Origin of the sequence: Janibacter sp. GXQ6167, assembly GCF_041365945.1 — a bacterium.
GTDB lineage: Bacteria > Actinomycetota > Actinomycetes > Actinomycetales > Dermatophilaceae > JBGFSK01.
In genome coordinates this window covers 318,220-334,811 of sequence record NZ_JBGFSK010000001.1, presented here as the reverse complement: position 1 = coordinate 334,811, position 16,592 = coordinate 318,220, and the positions used below count along the sequence as shown (strand labels likewise).

Annotated in this window: 14 protein-coding genes, 1 pseudogene and 1 CRISPR repeat array (1 of these 16 running past the window's edge); of the genes and pseudogenes, 5 read left to right on the top strand and 10 right to left on the bottom strand. The window is 67.2% G+C overall.

Going from position 1 to position 16,592, the window contains the following annotated elements:
* Positions 1–1,012: direct repeats of the CRISPR family, unit length 28 nt; unit sequence GGACCATCCCCGCGCTGGCGGGGAGCAC (it extends 4,922 nt beyond the left edge of the window).
* Between the two features lie 45 nt (positions 1,013–1,057).
* The 6 genes and pseudogenes from cas2e to AB8K43_RS01540 form a co-directional block, all read right to left on the bottom strand.
* Positions 1,058–1,435 carry a type I-E CRISPR-associated endoribonuclease Cas2e gene (cas2e, locus tag AB8K43_RS01565; RefSeq protein ID WP_370890671.1) on the bottom strand — a complete coding sequence of 126 codons (378 nt, stop codon included), beginning with the start codon at positions 1,433–1,435 and terminating at the stop codon, positions 1,058–1,060.
* Positions 1,429–2,388, bottom strand: a complete 960-nt coding sequence (gene cas1e, locus AB8K43_RS01560; RefSeq protein WP_370890669.1) for a type I-E CRISPR-associated endonuclease Cas1e — start codon at positions 2,386–2,388, stop codon at positions 1,429–1,431. The genes cas2e and cas1e overlap by 7 nt, the downstream gene beginning before the upstream one ends.
* On the bottom strand, positions 2,385–3,038 hold the full coding sequence (gene cas6e, locus AB8K43_RS01555; RefSeq protein ID WP_370890667.1) for a type I-E CRISPR-associated protein Cas6/Cse3/CasE: 654 nt from the start codon (positions 3,036–3,038) through the stop codon (positions 2,385–2,387). The genes cas1e and cas6e overlap by 4 nt, the downstream gene beginning before the upstream one ends.
* Positions 3,035–3,763 carry a type I-E CRISPR-associated protein Cas5/CasD gene (cas5e, locus tag AB8K43_RS01550; RefSeq protein WP_370890665.1) on the bottom strand — a complete coding sequence of 243 codons (729 nt, stop codon included), beginning with the start codon at positions 3,761–3,763 and terminating at the stop codon, positions 3,035–3,037. Before cas5e ends, cas6e begins: the two co-directional genes overlap by 4 nt.
* Positions 3,756–6,650, bottom strand: a complete 2,895-nt coding sequence (gene cas7e / locus AB8K43_RS01545; RefSeq protein WP_370891173.1) for a type I-E CRISPR-associated protein Cas7/Cse4/CasC — start codon at positions 6,648–6,650, stop codon at positions 3,756–3,758. Before cas7e ends, cas5e begins: the two co-directional genes overlap by 8 nt.
* A gap of 177 nt (positions 6,651–6,827) precedes the next feature.
* Positions 6,828–7,475: pseudogene (locus AB8K43_RS01540) on the bottom strand (CRISPR-associated endonuclease Cas3''); the annotation flags it as partial.
* 220 nt (positions 7,476–7,695) lie between these two features.
* Between AB8K43_RS01540 and purB the strand changes: the two are divergent.
* The 4 genes from purB (at position 7,696) to AB8K43_RS01520 (ending at position 11,126) form a co-directional block, all read left to right on the top strand.
* The gene (gene purB, locus AB8K43_RS01535) at positions 7,696–9,102 is read left to right on the top strand and encodes an adenylosuccinate lyase (protein ID WP_370890663.1); all 1,407 of its coding nucleotides are present in this window, start codon (positions 7,696–7,698) and stop codon (positions 9,100–9,102) included.
* Positions 9,103–9,165: 63 nt separating this feature from the next.
* Positions 9,166–9,753, top strand: a complete 588-nt coding sequence (locus AB8K43_RS01530; protein WP_370890662.1) for a biotin transporter BioY — start codon at positions 9,166–9,168, stop codon at positions 9,751–9,753.
* 19 nt (positions 9,754–9,772) lie between these two features.
* On the top strand, positions 9,773–10,465 hold the full coding sequence (locus tag AB8K43_RS01525; protein WP_370890660.1) for an energy-coupling factor ABC transporter ATP-binding protein: 693 nt from the start codon (positions 9,773–9,775) through the stop codon (positions 10,463–10,465).
* Between the two features lie 46 nt (positions 10,466–10,511).
* Positions 10,512–11,126, top strand: a complete 615-nt coding sequence (locus AB8K43_RS01520) for an energy-coupling factor transporter transmembrane protein EcfT (protein WP_370890658.1) — start codon at positions 10,512–10,514, stop codon at positions 11,124–11,126.
* Between the two features lie 16 nt (positions 11,127–11,142).
* Here AB8K43_RS01520 and AB8K43_RS01515 read toward each other — a convergent pair whose 3' ends face one another.
* From AB8K43_RS01515 to AB8K43_RS01500, 4 genes are all read right to left on the bottom strand, one after another.
* Positions 11,143–11,955: an alpha/beta fold hydrolase gene (locus AB8K43_RS01515; protein WP_370890656.1), complete on the bottom strand. Its 813-nt coding sequence runs from the start codon at positions 11,953–11,955 to the stop codon at positions 11,143–11,145.
* A gap of 65 nt (positions 11,956–12,020) precedes the next feature.
* Positions 12,021–13,118, bottom strand: coding sequence for an SGNH/GDSL hydrolase family protein (locus AB8K43_RS01510; protein WP_370890654.1), 1,098 nt, complete (start codon positions 13,116–13,118; stop codon positions 12,021–12,023).
* Between the two features lie 220 nt (positions 13,119–13,338).
* The gene (locus AB8K43_RS01505) at positions 13,339–14,181 is read right to left on the bottom strand and encodes a transglutaminase family protein (protein ID WP_370890652.1); all 843 of its coding nucleotides are present in this window, start codon (positions 14,179–14,181) and stop codon (positions 13,339–13,341) included.
* Positions 14,182–14,247: 66 nt separating this feature from the next.
* Positions 14,248–14,790 carry a YbaK/EbsC family protein gene (locus AB8K43_RS01500; RefSeq protein ID WP_370890650.1) on the bottom strand — a complete coding sequence of 181 codons (543 nt, stop codon included), beginning with the start codon at positions 14,788–14,790 and terminating at the stop codon, positions 14,248–14,250.
* A gap of 104 nt (positions 14,791–14,894) precedes the next feature.
* Between AB8K43_RS01500 and pgm the strand changes: the two genes are divergently transcribed.
* The gene (gene pgm / locus AB8K43_RS01495; protein WP_370890648.1) at positions 14,895–16,535 is read left to right on the top strand and encodes a phosphoglucomutase (alpha-D-glucose-1,6-bisphosphate-dependent); all 1,641 of its coding nucleotides are present in this window, start codon (positions 14,895–14,897) and stop codon (positions 16,533–16,535) included.
* Positions 16,536–16,592 lie beyond the last annotated feature (57 nt).

The window sequence follows — 16,592 nt, the reverse complement described above, 5'->3', positions numbered from 1 at the left end:
GGCGAGGCGGGCGGCGGGCGATCTTCGCCAAGGGACCATCCCCGCGCTGGCGGGGAGCACGTGCGAGGCGGGCGGCGGGCGATCTTCGCCAAGGGACCATCCCCGCGCTGGCGGGGAGCACTCCCCTTCGGAGTCTTGGGTGGGCCTCCTGCCCGGACCATCCCCGCGCTGGCGGGGAGCACCGGTGCGCGGCGACGTCGTGCATGTGGCCCCGGGGACCATCCCCGCGCTGGCGGGGAGCACAACGAGGGCGAGTACGAGCGCCTGAAGTTGGAGGGACCATCCCCGCGCTGGCGGGGAGCACGCGAGATCCGCGGCAGGCCCGAGTCTGACCACCGGACCATCCCCGCGCTGGCGGGGAGCACGACAACTACCCGGGCCTAGAGCCGATGGGGACCGGACCATCCCCGCGCTGGCGGGGAGCACGACCTCGCCAGCGCCGCGCCCGAGCGGTGTCAGGGCGCGGGCCCATCCCCGCGCTGGCGGGGAGCACGACAACTACCCGGGCCTAGAGCCGATGGGAACCGGACCATCCCCACGCTGGCGGGGAGCACGACCTCGCCAGCGCCGCGCCCGAGCGGTGTCAGGGCGCGGGACCATCCCCGCGCTGGCGGGGAGCACTCCGAGGGTGATGTGTACCTCGGTGCGCTGCGCGGACCATCCCCGCGCTGGCGGGGAGCACGGACGCCCCGAGGTCGCGGAGCATCTTGTCGCGCTTGGCCATCGCGGACCATCCCCGCGCTGGCGGGGAGCACACCGACATCCTTGACCGCATCGACCACCTGGTCGGACCATCCCCGCGCTGGCGGGGAGCACAGGTCGGCGGCGGTCAGCCCCCGCCGCCCGCGCTTGCTCATCAGCCGGACCATCCCCGCGCTGGCGGGGAGCACCCGAACAGCGACCCGCCGCCGCCGGTCATCGAGGGACCATCCCCGCGCTGGCGGGGAGCACGACGGCATCGAGGTCTGCCGCCAGATCCGGACCGGACCATCCCCGCGCTGGCGGGGAGCACACTTCCTCACCTGCGACGATACAGCGCGATGAGGCCAGATTTTGGCTAGGAGAACTTCTTCCGCCGCTGACGGCGTCGCCGGACTTCCGCTGAATCCATAGCAGTACGTGGGGCTCCTCGACTTGGGCGAACGGGTGCCTCTTCGTACTGCTCTTCGCGACGCCGCATCAACTGAACTCCGTCCAGATCGACGGGAGTCCAGTCATGGTTGTGAGTGACGAAGGTCAGACCTTGCTCCCCTATCGCGTTGTAGACCATTAGTGCTCGACCCTCGCCGGAGTGCTCCAGCACCCGATCCCATAGTTCGTCCCGCACACGCCGCCCCAATCTCCCAACGAAGACGCCCGGGGCGATTTCCAGGAGCCACCTGGTGAGGTGGCCCCGTAGGCCTGGGGGGACTGCCGTAAGGACGAGAACTACCACGGCACCTCGTAAACCTCGTCGTAGTTGACCCCGCCAGCGACGGACGCCCCCCGTTCGTCCCACAGCATGACGACGTCCCCCATCGGCTCCGATGCCGCCTCGTCCGGACCCAACAGGAGTTCCTTAACATCTCTCGTGCAGCGACCGAGAAGTCCGCCACTATGCTGACGGTCGCGAAACAGTCTTCGAGTAGCGGCAGGGATGTCTAACTCGGTGTCCTCATTGGCCATCGCCGCTACCTCAAACGCCACCGGCACCGTCATCTCAGTCTTATAGAGGTCGGCTATGTCGAAGACGAAGGCCCGCTCGGTTCCGTTGTGAACGAACCCCAGTGCTGGAGAGCACGCGAGGCTAACGATCACCGTGTGGACGATGCCGTACAGACAGTGGTTAGCCGCCGACAATGCCTGGTTCACTGCGTCCCCAGTCGCGAAGTCCTCAGGGTTGTACTGTCTTCGGCGCCAAGGTACGCCAGTCCTTTCGGACTCGGATTTGTAAGCAGCGCGCACCCGGGCTCCTTCTCGGCCTCGAAGCTGCTCCATCGACAGGCCTCCGACGGCTTCGCCCGGGAAGCGCCGTAGATACATCTCTCGAGCTACTCGGAGACGATCCTTCGGGCGGCTAACGAGATGAGCCTGCGCCTCGACTAACCGACTAGACCGAGTGAGCGGCGCTCCGTGAGCGTAGTACCGCACCGCTGCTTCTCCGACCCAAACTGACGTCATCCCACTCTGTGCCATTAAGGACATCGCTTGATGGGTCACCGACGTTCCAGGGCCGATGAGGAGGCAACCTATGGCGGCTGACGGGACGTGGACGACACCCTTCGGTGTAGCCACGGTGATGGCATTGGCCTCCCGATTGACGACACCGCGCTCGACGTAAAGGAAGGAAATGCGATCGGAAAGGCGAAAGAGTTCCCGGACTGACGTTGGTCGCTGAGCGAGGCTCATGGCCGCGCCAGAGTGAGCAATCCCAGCCCGTACGCTTTGCCCCGCCCAACCCCCTCGACCAGTGCTGAGCGCAGCGCCCTCGGATCCTCCACCCGAAGGGACCCGCCGTAATCGACCTGGGAGAGGGTTACGGTGCCAGTTGACTTCCGAAACGCGACATTGGTCCGACCCACTACATGGGCTGTGCATGAGTCTTGCGGCCCGAAGGACACCCCGAGCCGATCTGCCCTACCGAGGAGCCAACCCAACTGATGCCTCGCAGAAATATGGGCTGTGGGTTTGGTCCGGGACTGGTTTGGTGCCGTCCGCACGGAGTGGACCGGGTTAGCCCTTAACCGGAAGCCCCACTCCTGGCCCTTGACGAGACGATCAAGGAACGGGCGGTAATCCGCACTGCGCCAGGTGTCGCCGTGTGGCCACCCGGCTTCTTCGACCACTGCGGTGAGATCAGGCGCGCTGGGGCTGACGACGTAGAGCGTTGCCGAGTGCCCTGTCTGGTCGATTCGCCACAGGTTCCGGCCTTCTGCGATACGAGGCACACCAGGTGCGAACGCCCCCTCGATCATGGCGTGCATAGCGGCAGGAGAAGACACCAGTCGCTTCGCGCCGCGGCGCTGCATATTCAGACTGAGTTGGGTCAGGATCGTCACGACCCGATCACCGCACTCATGGGATCGTGCGAATCCATCGACGCCCTGCCCCGTACGTTGCGAACGACGACCTCTGTGCGGATCGTGTCGCGCTTGGCGTACCTCCGGTGCGCTGGGTCGTAGGAGATCGGGACGTCCTGCTCGCTCGAACTTGCACGTTCTCCAGGAAGAGGGTCACGGACCACGGGCAAGCGGACATCGAGTGCTTGGCGAGCTGCTCTGCGATCGGACGCCGAGTACGGGAAAGACTCAAGAACGACCTCGAGAGTCTCCCGATGAACCTCGGGGATCAAAGGGCCTGCCGGAGGGCAGGCTCGCCGCCCTAGATAGAGCGGGAACCGAGGTGAGCGAATAGCAGCAGCAAGATCGCCGATCAGGTTCGCTGGGCCCTCCACTGCAACAACAAAGACAGCGTCCGCCAGGTAGTACCGGTGTGACAGCGGCAGCGAGACCACCTTGCTCCCGCCCCGGACGGCCTCAGTCCGCCTTTCCGTTTGGAAATCGCGGACCAAGGAACCTGGCTGGTCCACCCTCACTCCGAACCGCAACGCGACGAGGTCTTGAATGTCCGCAGTTCTCGGGCGCCCCTGGGCGGCGGCCAGTAGCCCGAGCACGCCCGACTTCGAAGGCTCCAGAGAGGTGGACCGCGTCGCGAAGCGGGACGAGGTGCCCCAGGACTGCAACGGACCGGCCAAAACCAGGCTCAGACTTGACCTCTCAGTCATGGTCCGCGACATCAGCGTTGAGAGTCTGGACGACGAGATCACGCACGTCGCTAGCCGCGTCGCTGAGTCGCGACGGAGCCGCCAACGAATCGAGGGGTGCGGCGTCATCGCTTGAGCGAACCACCCAAACCCGCTCGGGCGCCTCACCGTACGCGGACTCGATCCCAACGGATGTCTCAACCAAACGCTTCGCGGCGACCTCCACCCGGCTGGCCTCACCCACCGGGACAACGGCACGCTCGAACGCCTGGACCAGATTGATCGGCTGGGTGGTGCGGGCAGTGATGACTACCGCCTGCGGCAAGGTTCCGTGGGCGAAGGTGTTCTGCTTCCCAGTCGGGATCGACCGCACGAAACTCTCAATGAAGGCTTCAACAGCCGCTGCGGTGGCACCGGCGTCGCCGAGATTTTCGTACAGGCCATCGACGTTAACGGTCGCGTACCGATAGAGAGTTGATGAGTTGAACTCGACCGTCCCGATCATCCCGGCACCAGTCTCTTCTTCGCTATTTTGATCATCCACGGCCGTGAAGTAGTCGAACTCGTTATCGACCGCGTGGACGCTGATCGCGTGCGCAACCTGCGCTGCCGCATCGACCGTGAGATCGGCCTGGTCCGCGACCATACGCCCGAACAGCGCGATGTCGAAGGAATGGTCCTGGTCCGCGACCCGGCGAATACCCGCTGACTTGAGGGCTTTCGCGAGGTCTGACTCGTCTCGATTGGCCACGACCATCTCTGCCATCCTGGCAATCTGGCGACGGCTGAGAAAGACGAGGTACCCCGTCTCGCGAAGCGCGTCATCGGCGACGTCCTTGCGCCTGGACTTCTCGAGTTTTAGGCCGGCTGCCTCCACGGCCGTCTCCGCGAGCGTCCCGGCACGATCTGAGAGGGCGGGGTCGATTGCAACAATCGCATCCCGTAACAGAGCAGGGACGCGCTTCGTCCGCACCCCCGATGCGGCCGGATCCAACCTGCGTTCGAAGTCCACTCGAATGGCACGCTTCCATGCCTGACTCGATACCCGCGCCCTTCTGCTCCCACCGTAGATTGCGGTCTTCGGGCTACCGGTGTCATCGCGGTTGATGTTGCTCGGCGGCACGGTTTGCAGTGCATGCAACTCGATGAATAGGGCCATGTCACTTCTCCTCGGTCTGCTCGGACGGAACGTGGTGGTACTGCCGACCCCAAGCGAGACGCACACGCTTCGCCGACGTCGGGTGGAAGATGGCGGGCGGTCCTGAGGAACGACAAGGCCAGCACCCTCGCCGATCCAGTCCGGCGTTCGCCAGGTGTCTCCGTCGGCGACGACCACGATGACTTCGAGCGTCGGGTCGATGTCGCGCACCGCCGCCAGCGCCCGCGAGTCGCTCTCCGGGTCACCGACCGTGGCACTCCCCCACCCGCTGATCGATCGGTGATCCGGCGGAGCGATGCAAAACGTCCGGGAGTTAACTCGTGCCTGCTCTTGCTCCTTCGACGCACGCTCCGTCGCCTCCCGCCACGCCTCATGCCACCCTGGCGGAATCGGCGGCTCCCCGTACGCCAGGTCCACCATGCCGGGGATGTCTTGGGGGAAGAGGACTACTGACCCCTTGGCCTCAATGACCGCAAGACTCGCGAGAAGAGCTCGGCGCCCATAGACGCGCTCACTTCCCGGGAAATCGAGAGTCTCGATCGAGTACCCGACCACGATGCAGCGCGGCGTTCGCAAGCGTGGCGGCCGTTCGCGCTCATGCCGGTGGAGCCTGCCGCAGCGTTGCAGAATCAGATCCATCGGCGCGATGTCTGTGATCAGGAGATCGAAGTCCACGTCCAAGGACTGCTCGACGACCTGCGTCGCGACGACGATGTGGAAAGGCGGCCGAGTCGAGGCTCCCGGGGGTCCGAACCGCGACAGCAGCTCGCGATCCTTGCGCGCTCGATCGACGGCAAGGAACTGACTGTGGCTCACCGTGACGACGTCGGGACCGAACACATCTCGGAGCACGCGCGCCGTTGCCTGAGCTCGCCGCACGGTGTTCCGGACTACCAGTACGCAGCCCTGACGATCGGCGACCTCCTCGATGAGGGCGACGACCTCGGCATCGCCTCCAAACCCGCCCATCTCGATGCGGACCTCTACAGGCTCATTGGCTGGATCAGGAACGACGACTTCAGATCCCGCGCTCGTAGCGGTGGTGATGCGGGGGTACCCCGTCTCACTCGGGCTGTCTTCACCCGCCGAGTTTCCCGTGTATGCCTCCACCAACTCCCGTCGCTGCCTCGAGGGCAACGTCGCGGACAGGAGGATCACCGGTGTTCCAACGGAGGCGAGCCACTCCAAGGCTCGATGCAGATAGGTCGACATCCACGTGTCGTAGGCGTGGACCTCGTCGACGATGACGACCTTGCCCATCAGCCCGACCATCCGGAGGGCGAGATGCCGGGAGCGAAGCGCCCCAAACAGCAAATGATCAACCGTGGCGATGACAATCGAGGCGAGCACCGCCTTCTTCCGACCCTGCATCCAGGAGTGCACCATGGCGCGCGACGCAACCTCTGCGCGGTCGCGTCCGCGCTCTCCGCTATCAATATCGATCCCTCTCGACGCCGGACCACCCCGGAGTTCAGACAGCTGCGGGTTTAGTTTCGCCTTGCTATGGATGAGCGCCAGCGAGGCTCCCACGTGAAGGTCGTCCGTAGGCAGATGATCGATCCACTTCAGTATTCGTCCGAACATCGCGTCCGTCGTCGCTTGGGTGGGGAGCCCAAAGAAGACGCCGCCACAACCGAACCGATGCGCCAGGACCTCCGCAGCGGCGAGCGCTGCCTCGGTCTTCCCCTCACCCATCGGTGCTTCAATCACCATCAGTCCCGGTTCCGGCATCGCCCAGGCCGCTTCCACGGCAGCGATCTGACTCGGCCGGGGCACCGCGCGGCGAGGGAGATCAAAACGCTCGGCGATGAGCGTCTTCGCCTCTCGCGGAGTGTGTTCCGCCCGCCACGGAGGGGGCAGCCCAAGGGCGCTGATCCCAGCAACCGCGCGATCGCCCGTCGCCGATGTATAAGGGAAGAACTCTTCATTGCTCGCGATCCAGTCGGCCATGATCACAAGCCCGGTGATCCACGCGATTGTCGGTTCGTGCAAGAGGCGGACGTGGGATAACTCCAGCCCGGACTCGGACCAGCGCCACTCGAGAAGCTGCCGACGAGCTTCGCTCCACGGTTCGCCTCCGTAAACAGCGGGCACCCGCTGAGGGTCGGCATCTCTGATCTCCATGATCGTGGGCGGATCCCCGTGATGGCCGCCGATCACGAGCGCCCACGATCTGCTGACTCGGGGGTCCGCTCCCTTCCCGACCAGCCATTCGACCACTGCTCGGTATCCCGACCGTGTGTGATGTAGGCGTTGATCGAGGCTTGTCGTGTCAACGAGGCCTGCCTCGGCCATCTGAGCGGCTAGAACCTGATCCATCCGGGCGAAGACAGGCGTGACCTTGCCGATGTCATGGATTGACGCCAGGAAGATCGCGATCTCCCGTAGATCCTGAGGGTCGATCGATGACGCCCGTGCGGCGCCAACCAGAGCAGCGGAACTGGCCCAGTGATCCAGTAACCACCTCATCACCGACGCCGTATCGTCCAGGTGCTGGTAGAGCGCTAGATGTTCGCCAGACTCGTTCAAGGACTTCGCCCACGCGGCTCGCGCGGCAGCACCGAGGGGTGTCATGCCTCAAACCTAGAGCGGTGCACCGACGAGCGGTGAAGGAGCGGAGCGCCGGGCTGCGCGGCGCTCCGTCAACCCCGCGCAGGCGGGGAGCACATCCGGCCTAGGCCGCCAACGGATCATCCCCAGAGGGGAGCAGCCACGACAATCCGTGCCGGACATGCTCCCACGTCAGCGCCCAACCGGGATCAAAGCGGCGCCGAAAGCCTGCGAGAATCGCCCCATGCACTCGCTCGCTGACGCCACTCCGCAGATCGCCCTTGGCGCCCTCGACGGCCGGTACCGGCCCGCCGTCGCCGCGCTGATCGACCACCTCTCCGAGCCCGCGCTGAACCGCATGCGCGTCCATGTGGAGGTCGAGTGGCTGATTCACCTGTCGACGAACCATGTCGTCCCGGGCGTGCGCGCTCTCACCGAATCCGAGCAGGCCGCCCTTCGCGACGTGGTCGAGACCTTCGGCCCCGACGAGATCGCCGAGATGGCCGCGACCGAGCGGGTCACGCAGCACGACGTCAAGGCTGTCGAGTACTTCCTGAAGTCTCGCCTGAAGGACATCGCCCCGGCCGAGGAGGACAAGGGCCTCGCCGAGCTCATCCACTTCTGCTGCACCAGCGAGGACATCAACAACCTCGCCTACGCGCTGATGGTGAAGGGGGCCACGCAGGTCTGGCTGGAGCGCGCGACCAGCCTCGCGGACGCCTTCGCGACCATGGCGCGTGACCTGCGCGACGTCCCCCTTCTCGCGCACACCCACGGGCAGCCGGCGACGCCGACGACCATGGGCAAGGAGTTCGCGGTCATCACCCACCGCCTGCGCCGTCAGCTCCGCCGCATCGAGGGTGCCGAGTACCTCGGCAAGATCAACGGCGCGACCGGCACCTACGGCGCGCATCTCGCCGCAGTCCCCGGCGCGGACTGGCAGGAGATCAGCCGCACCTTCGTCGAGCATCTCGGCCTCACCTGGAACCCGCTCACCACCCAGATCGAGTCCCACGACTGGCAGGCCGAGCTCTACGCCGACATCGCGCGCTTCAACCGCATCCTGCACAACGCCTGCACCGACATCTGGACCTACATCTCGATGGGCTACTTCGCGCAGGTCCGTGGGCAGGGCACGGTCGGGTCGAGCACGATGCCGCACAAGGTCAACCCCATCCGCTTCGAGAACGCCGAAGCCAACCTCGAGGTCTCGACCGCCCTGCTCGACGTCCTCGCGAGCACCCTCGTCACCTCGCGCCTACAGCGAGACCTCACCGACTCCTCGATGCAGCGCAACATCGGCACCGCCTACGGCCACAGCCTGCTCGCGATCGACAACGTCGCCCGTGGTCTCGCCGGCCTCGACGCCGTGCCCGAAGCCATGGCCGCCGACCTCGACGCCAACTGGGAAGTCCTCGGCGAACCCGTCCAGTCCGCCATGCGCGCCCTCGGCGCGGCCGGCCACCCCGGCATGGAGGAGCCCTACGAGCGGCTCAAGGAACTGACCCGTGGTCGTCGCCTCACCGCGGACGACTACCGTGTCTTCGTCGCCGGGCTCGGTTTGACCGACGACGCCGAGCAGCGCCTGCTCGCTCTCACCCCGGCCACGTACACCGGGGCGGCGGCAGCGCTCGTCGACCACCTGTCCTAAGGACGAAGGGGGACTCACCCCCTTCGTCCCCGTATCTACCCGACCCAGGAGCACCCGAACCGTATGACCACTTCGCCTGCCACGCAGTCGGATTCGGCCGTTCGCGAAATCGCCTACGTCGCCGTCTTCGCCGCCCTCATCGTCGCCCTGACCCTCTTCCCGGCGATCGTCTTGCCCTTCACCCCCGTGCCGATCACGCTGCAGACCTTCGCGGTCTCGCTCGCCGCGATCGTCCTCGGCGCCCGTCGCGGCACCATCTCGGTGGCGATCTACCTCGCGCTGATCGCGATCGGTCTGCCCGTCGCGGCCGGGTACGTCGGCGGCCTCGGGGTCTTCGCGGGCGCGACCGGCGGCTTCCTCGTCGGCTTCCTCGTGCAGGCCGCCGTCACCGGTCTCCTCGCCACCTGGGTGATCCGGCACAAGAACGCCAACACCTTCCTGCTCTTCCTCGCCGCGCTGGCCGGCACCGTGCCGCTCTTCATCATCGGGACCGCGTGGCTGATGGCGGTCACCGGCCTTAGCCTCGGCCCGGCCATCGCCGCCGCGGTCACCCCCTTCATCCTCGGCGACATCATCAAGAGCGCGCTTGCCGCCCTCGTCTCCGCGGGAGTCTTCAAGGCCCTCCCGGCTCTCGCCGAGCGCCACCGCTGAGAAGGGGGCTGGACTGCCGGTGAGTGGGGCGCCCTCTCGGATCCGCTTCGAGGACGTCCACCTCGCCTACGGTGAACGCTCCGTCCTACGAGGCGTCACCGCCGACCTCACCGAGCGCCGCATCGGCATCATCGGGGAGAACGGTTCCGGCAAGTCCACCCTCGCGCGCACCATCAATCACCTCGTCGCCCCCACGAGCGGCCGGGTGCTGATCGACGAAACCGACGTGGCGACGGACCCGAAGGGGGCCCGTCGCCGCGTCGGTTTCCTTTTCCCCGACGCCTCGGCGCAGATCGTCATGCCGACGGTGCGCGAAGACCTCGCCTTCTCCCTTCGCGGCCTCGGGCTCTCCGAAGAGGAGAAAACGGCCCGGGTCGATGCGGCCCTTGTCTCCCAAGGGCTCGAGTCGCACGCGGACCACCCCTGCCATCTCCTGTCTTCCGGCCAGCAACAGCAGCTCGCGCTCGCCGCCGTGCTGCTGGTCGACCCGCAGATCGTGGTCGCCGACGAACCCACCACACTGCTCGACCTGCGGAACCTGAGGGCGGCGCGGGCCCGGTTTGCAGCACTCACGCAACAGCTCGTCCTCGTGACACACCACCTCGACGTGCTAAGTGATTTCGACCGCGTCCTGCTCATCGCCGAAGGGGTGGTCGCAGCCGACGGCGCTCCCGCAGAAGTCATCGCCCACTACGAGCGGGCGATGGCGTGACCGGCGTTCCGATGGCAACTCAGATGCCGAGGGCGAGAGACCCGCGATGAACCTCGTCGGCGTCTACCTCGCGGGGAACTCGTGGCTACACCGACTCCCTGCCTGGACCAAGGTCCTCGGGCTGCTCGTCATCGCGATCACAGCGCTCGCGATTCGCTCCCCCTTTGTCATGCTCGGCCTCCTCGCAGTGGCGCTCGTCGTCCTGCTGAGCTCGCGCGTCGACTTACGCGTCCTGCGCCGGCCACTGATCGTCGTGGGCGTGATGGGTTCGGCGCTCGCCCTCTTCATGTGGTGGCAGGTCGGCTGGCACGATGCCCTCCTCGCGATCGCTCGCCTGCTGACCCTCGTGCTCGTCGCCTGGACGGTCTCTCTCACGACTCGAGTGGCGGACATGCTCGCCGTACTCCTCGCCGCCCTTCGCCCCCTTCGCGCCCTGCGGGTCAATCCCGAGAAGGTCGCCATGATGATTGCGCTCGCGATCCGCTCGGTGCCGCTGCTGATCGCCACCGTCCGGACCTCCAACGAAGCGCGCCTCGCCCGCGGCCAGGACCGCTCCGTCGTCGCGCTCGGGGTGCCGATCATCGTCCGGTCGGTGAAGATCGCCGACGAGTTAGGCGACGCCCTCATCGCCCGCGGCTACGACCCCGACGACCCCGCCTGACCCCTCCGTGTCCTTGCTACGGCGCCTGCGTCAGGAAGTCGACGACCAGGGCGTTGAAGGCGTCGGCATGCTCGATCTGGGTCCAATGCCCGCAGCGGCCGAAGACGTGCAACCGGCTGTCGTCGATGAGCCGGAGCAGGGAGAGGGAGTTCGCGAGCGGGATGACCTGATCGTCGCGGCCGTGGACGATCAGGGTGCGCTGCACCACCCCTTCGAGTTGCTCCTCGGTGAGGGCCATCGCATCGACCCAGCGCTGTCGCGGCGCGGGGAACATCGCGGCGAACCGCTCGTTGGCTCCACCGGCGATCGAGGTCTCGTACCGGTCGCGCGCTAAGTCATCGGTCATGAGGTCGGTGTCGTAGGCGAAGATCCCAAGGAGCCGCTTCATCGCCTCCGGTGACGCCTCGTAACCCCAGACCGCATCGAGTCCCTCGGTGATCTCGAAGGGGACCCCGACCGAGCCCATCAGCACCAGCCGCCCGACCCGCTCGGGGTGGTGTACGGCGAGGTGCAACGCGACGGCCCCACCGAAGGAGTTGCCGATCACGTCGACCCGGTCGAGGCCGAGATCATCGAGCAGAGCGACGGTATGCGCGAGCCAGGACTCCATCGAGTACTCGTGATCGGAAGGGGGGACCGTCGCACCAAAGCCGATCTGGTCTGGTGCGATGACCCGCAGGCCGGCACCGGTGAGCGCCGGGGTGGTGAGTCGCCAGTTCGCCATGGCGCTCACGCCCGGGCCGCTGCCATGGAGGAGCAGTACCGGGGCGCCCTCGCCCGCATCGGTCAGGTAGGTCTCGATCCCGTTGATCACACGCGTGCTGCCCATGCGGTTACTCAACCGGTCGAGTCGAGGATCGGCGTCGGCGATTCCCCGGGACGGAACACGCTCGGTCAGGAGGTGCGGATTTTGCCTTGGAGAGCGCGGCTGCTCGCGGCCCAGCCCTCGGGCTTGGGGTGCATCCACTCGGCGAACTCACGCCCGGTCGCGAGGATGGGCCACAGCCACGCGCCGTGGTTGTGCGCGCCGAGTCGGGTATCGATGGAGTGGGTACGCCCGCCCCACTCGTCCTTGACCGTGTCGACGTAGACGAAGTGGTCGGTGCCGGTCTCGGCGTTGAGCTCGCTCATCAGCTCGGCCTGGGCCTGGTCACCGGAGTCCTGGAGGCGGTTCAACGCCGCACCGGCGTCGTAACGAGGAGCGAGATCGGGCAAGCGGTAGCTCTCCCTCTTCAGCAGGTAGGGGTAGCTCAGCAGGTAGACCTTGGCGCGCCCTCCCGAGCGCTCGTGGACCTGGCGCAGCGCATCCTTCGTGCGCGATTTCATCGTCGGCACGAGCGACTGGGCCGACTCGATCTGGCGGCGGCATCCCCCTTCGTCCCGCAGCGCGATGCACTGGGTGACGATCTCGGTGAAGCCGACATCGTTGCCGCCGATCGTGAGGAACACCGCCGAGGTGTTTTCGTTCACCGCGTCGATCTGCGGCTTGGCCCACAGCCGGCAGCGCACGGTCGCTGTGTAGTAGTCACCCGCGGTCGACGACGCGATGCGGTTGTAGGCGTAGTACCAATCGGCCTGCGCCGGGACCCCGCACAGGTTCGCCTCCTTCGCCTGGCGCATCCACTCCGCGCGTCGATCCGGGAGGCTCCGCGGGACGCGATAGGTCTTGGTCCGCAGGAATGAGCCGCCGAACGAGCGCGGCTCCAGGATGTCCTTGACGACTCCGCCACTGCAGGCGACGTTGACGTACTTCGCCCCCATCGCCGCGGCCGCCGGTGCGCCGTAGTTGAGCGGCGATCGCCAACACGTGCGTTCCACGTAGGCCCCTGCGCCATTGCCCGCCGAATACGAGTCGCCGAGTTGGACGGCCGTCGGCTCGGTGTCAGCGTTCGATGAGAGCGGGGCCCCAGCGAACGCGGCGGGAGGCGTGGCACCGGCCGCTGCAGGGGTCACGATCACCGCCGATCCAGCGAGAGCAAGGGCGGACAACATGGTCAGCGCGCGACGGTGCACGACAGGACCTCCAGGCAGGGAACACGGGGGTTACCCGACAGTAGTAGAGGCTTGCCTCAGCGTCGACCCCCTTCTCACGACCTGGCGCCCTCTCCCCCTTCCGCGAATCGATGTATCCGGCCGTCGTTAATGGCGGCGGAAAACATCGACCCAGCGCGGGAAGGGGGGAGCCGCGGCAGGCGGTGGGAGAGCGTGGGCGTTAGGCGAGCCGCACGGGCACGCCGGGGTCGTCGACGGGCAACTCGCCCTCGACGATCGCCGCCGTCACCCGCTGACGGTCGTACCGCGCCACCCCACCGGACGTCGTGAGGAAGGCGGTGTCCGCAGCGTCCCGGCCGGTGCCGATCCGCACCATCGACTGGCGCGGCGCCAACCTCGTCGCATCGACCACGTGCCAGGCACCGTCCACCCAGGCCTCGGCGACGGCGTGGAAGTCCATCGGCGCGAGCCCCGGTGCATAGACCGAAACGAGTCGCGCGGGCACTCCAAGTCCGCGGAGCAACGCGACCACGACGTGCGCGAAGTCGCGGCACACCCCTTCGCCGAGCAGCAGCGTGTCCACCGCACCATCGGTGCCCCTCGACGAACCGGAGGTGTAGGTGAGGTTGTGGTGAGCCCACTCCTCGACGGCGGTGACCAGCTCCATCCCGACGAGCCCGGGGAAGGTCCGCGCCGCCATCGGACCGAGCCGGTCCGACTCGGCGTACCGGCTCGGCCGGGTGTAGGTCCAGCGTTCAAGGTCGGCGACCGTGCCCTGCGGTGAGGTCGGCTGCACCGACAGGTCGACGCGCGCCCGATAGCTCACCTCAAGCCAACCGTCTGGCACCTCATCGATCTGGTGCAGGCGGGTGCCGTGGAGTCCGTCGACCACGGTCGGCTCCACGCGCGCTCCCGCGACGTGGACGACGAGATCCTCCTCGAGCACGGTGAGGCCCTTGGCGACGGCAAAAGACAGCAGCGCACGCGAGACCCCCTTCGTCCCGTAGGCGAAGCTCGCGCCCACTTCAGCGACGAGGGGGGCAGGGTTCGAGTTGGTCGTCACGGGAAGCGATTTTCGCACGCGCGCAACGGTTTACAGCACCATCCGGATGGGGGTAACTGGGGGCGCTCAGCGGGGCAGCGTGAGCGCGATGACCTCCGCGCCGGGAAGGGAGGCGAGCTCGCGGGCGTCCACCAGCAGCTTGCTCCCCCGCACGCCACTCCCGATCACGACCTCGCCCGCTGCCGCGACGGCCTCATCGACCAGGATCGGCCAGCCGTCGGGCAGCCCGACCGGGGTGATCCCGCCGTACTCCATCCCGGTGAGTTCGACCGCGTCATCCATGGGTGCGAAGGAGATCTTGCGTGAGCCGAGGTGGCGCCGGATGATCCCGTTGACATCCGCGCGGTCGGTCGCGAGCACCATCACCGCGGCGTAGGTGGTTTCGCCCGCGCGGCGTCCCGCGACGACGACGCAGTTGGCCGAGTGCGCTGGGTTCGATTGGTAGGCCTCGCAGAAGGCGGCGGTGTCGGCGAGCTCGGGGTCAATCGTCGCGACGCGAGCGCTCGGCACCGAGGACAGGGCTGCGGCGACCGGCGGCGCGACGATCTCGGGGTGCTCCGCGGCCGGCTCCCAGGCCAAGGTCCCGGCGGCGGTCCAGTCCTCACTCATGCGCGCCACCCTACGCACGCACCCCCTTCGCCTCGCACCCCGCACGCCGCGAGCAGATGGCCCCGGGGGTGTCCGGTGAACCCGCGCGTCGATAGTGTCGATACATGACCTCCGAACGGGCCGGTCAGCCGGCGCAGCCATCCGATCTCGTCGATCTCGCGGGCCTCGTCACCGCGTACTACTCCCGGCAGCCGGACCCCGACAATGTTGATCAGCAGGTGGCGTTTGGCACCTCCGGCCACCGTGGATCGTCGCTGAAGACCTCGTTCAACGAGCAGCACATCCTCGCCACCACCCAGGCGATCGTCGATTACCGGCGGGAGAAGGGGTACGACGGTCCCCTCTTCCTCGGCCGCGACACCCATGGCCTCTCGGAACCGGCGTGGGTGAGCGCCCTTGAGGTCCTCGCCGCCAACGACGTCACCGTGCTCGTCGACGACCACGACGGGTGGACCCCGACTCCGGCCGTCTCGCACGCGATCCTCACCGCGAACCGCGGCAAGTCCGAGGGCGGCCCGGGCCTCGCCGACGGCATCGTCGTCACCCCGTCGCACAACCCGCCGACCGACGGCGGCTTCAAGTACAACCCGCCGCACGGCGGCCCGGCCGACACGGACGCGACGAAGGTGATCGCCGACGCTGCGAACGCCTACCTGCGCGCCGGCTTGAAGGGGGTCGCGCGTACCCCCTTCACCACGGCTCGTGCCCACGCCGGGAGTTACGACTTCATGGGGACCTACGTCGACGATCTACCCAATGTCGTTGACCTGCAACGAATCCGGGACGCTGGTGTGCGGATCGGCGCCGACCCGCTCGGTGGGGCAGCCGTCGAGTATTGGGGGGCGATCGCCGAGCGCCACGGCATCGACCTCACGGTCGTGAACCCGCTCGTGGACGCGACGTGGCGCTTCATGACGCTGGACTGGGACGGCAAGATCCGGATGGATTGCTCGTCGCCGTCCGCGATGGCCTCGCTGATCGCGGCGCGCGACCGGTACGACATCGCGACGGGCAACGACGCCGACTCGGATCGGCACGGCATCGTCACCCCCGACGCGGGCCTGATGAACCCGAACCACTACCTCGCCGTCGCGATCCAGTACCTCTATGGCGGCGCGCGCCCGGGATGGAGCAGCGGCCGCGTCGGCAAGACCCTCGTGTCCTCGTCGATGATCGATCGCGTCGCAGCAGACCTCGGCAAGGAGCTTTGGGAGGTGCCGGTCGGATTCAAGTGGTTTGTGCCCGGACTGCTCGACGGCACGGTCGGGTTCGGCGGCGAGGAGTCAGCTGGCGCATCCTTCCTGCGGATGGACGGCACGACCTGGACCACCGACAAGGACGGGATCATCCTCGCCCTGCTCGCCTCGGAGATCCTCGCGGCGACCGGACGCACCCCGAGCCAGTTGTACGCCGACCTCACCGACAAGCACGGCGCGCCCGCGTATGCCCGGATCGATGCCCCGGCGACCCGAGAGCAAAAGGCTCGGCTCGCCTCGCTCTCGCCGTCCGATGTCACGGCCTCGCACCTCGCCGGTGAGCCGATCACCGCGGCGATGACGAAGGCGCCCGGTAACGATGCCGCCATCGGCGGGCTGAAGGTCACGACCGAGTCGGCGTGGTTCGCCGCTCGCCCTTCGGGCACCGAGGACGTCTACAAGATCTATGCGGAGTCCTTCAAGGGCGCCGAGCATCTCGCCGAGGTCCAAGCCGAGGCCAAGGAGGTCGTCTCAGCGGCCCTCGGCTGACCCCCTTCGCCCCTGCCCGCGCTTCCCTTCTCCCCGACTTTGCTTAAGCAGCGCCTT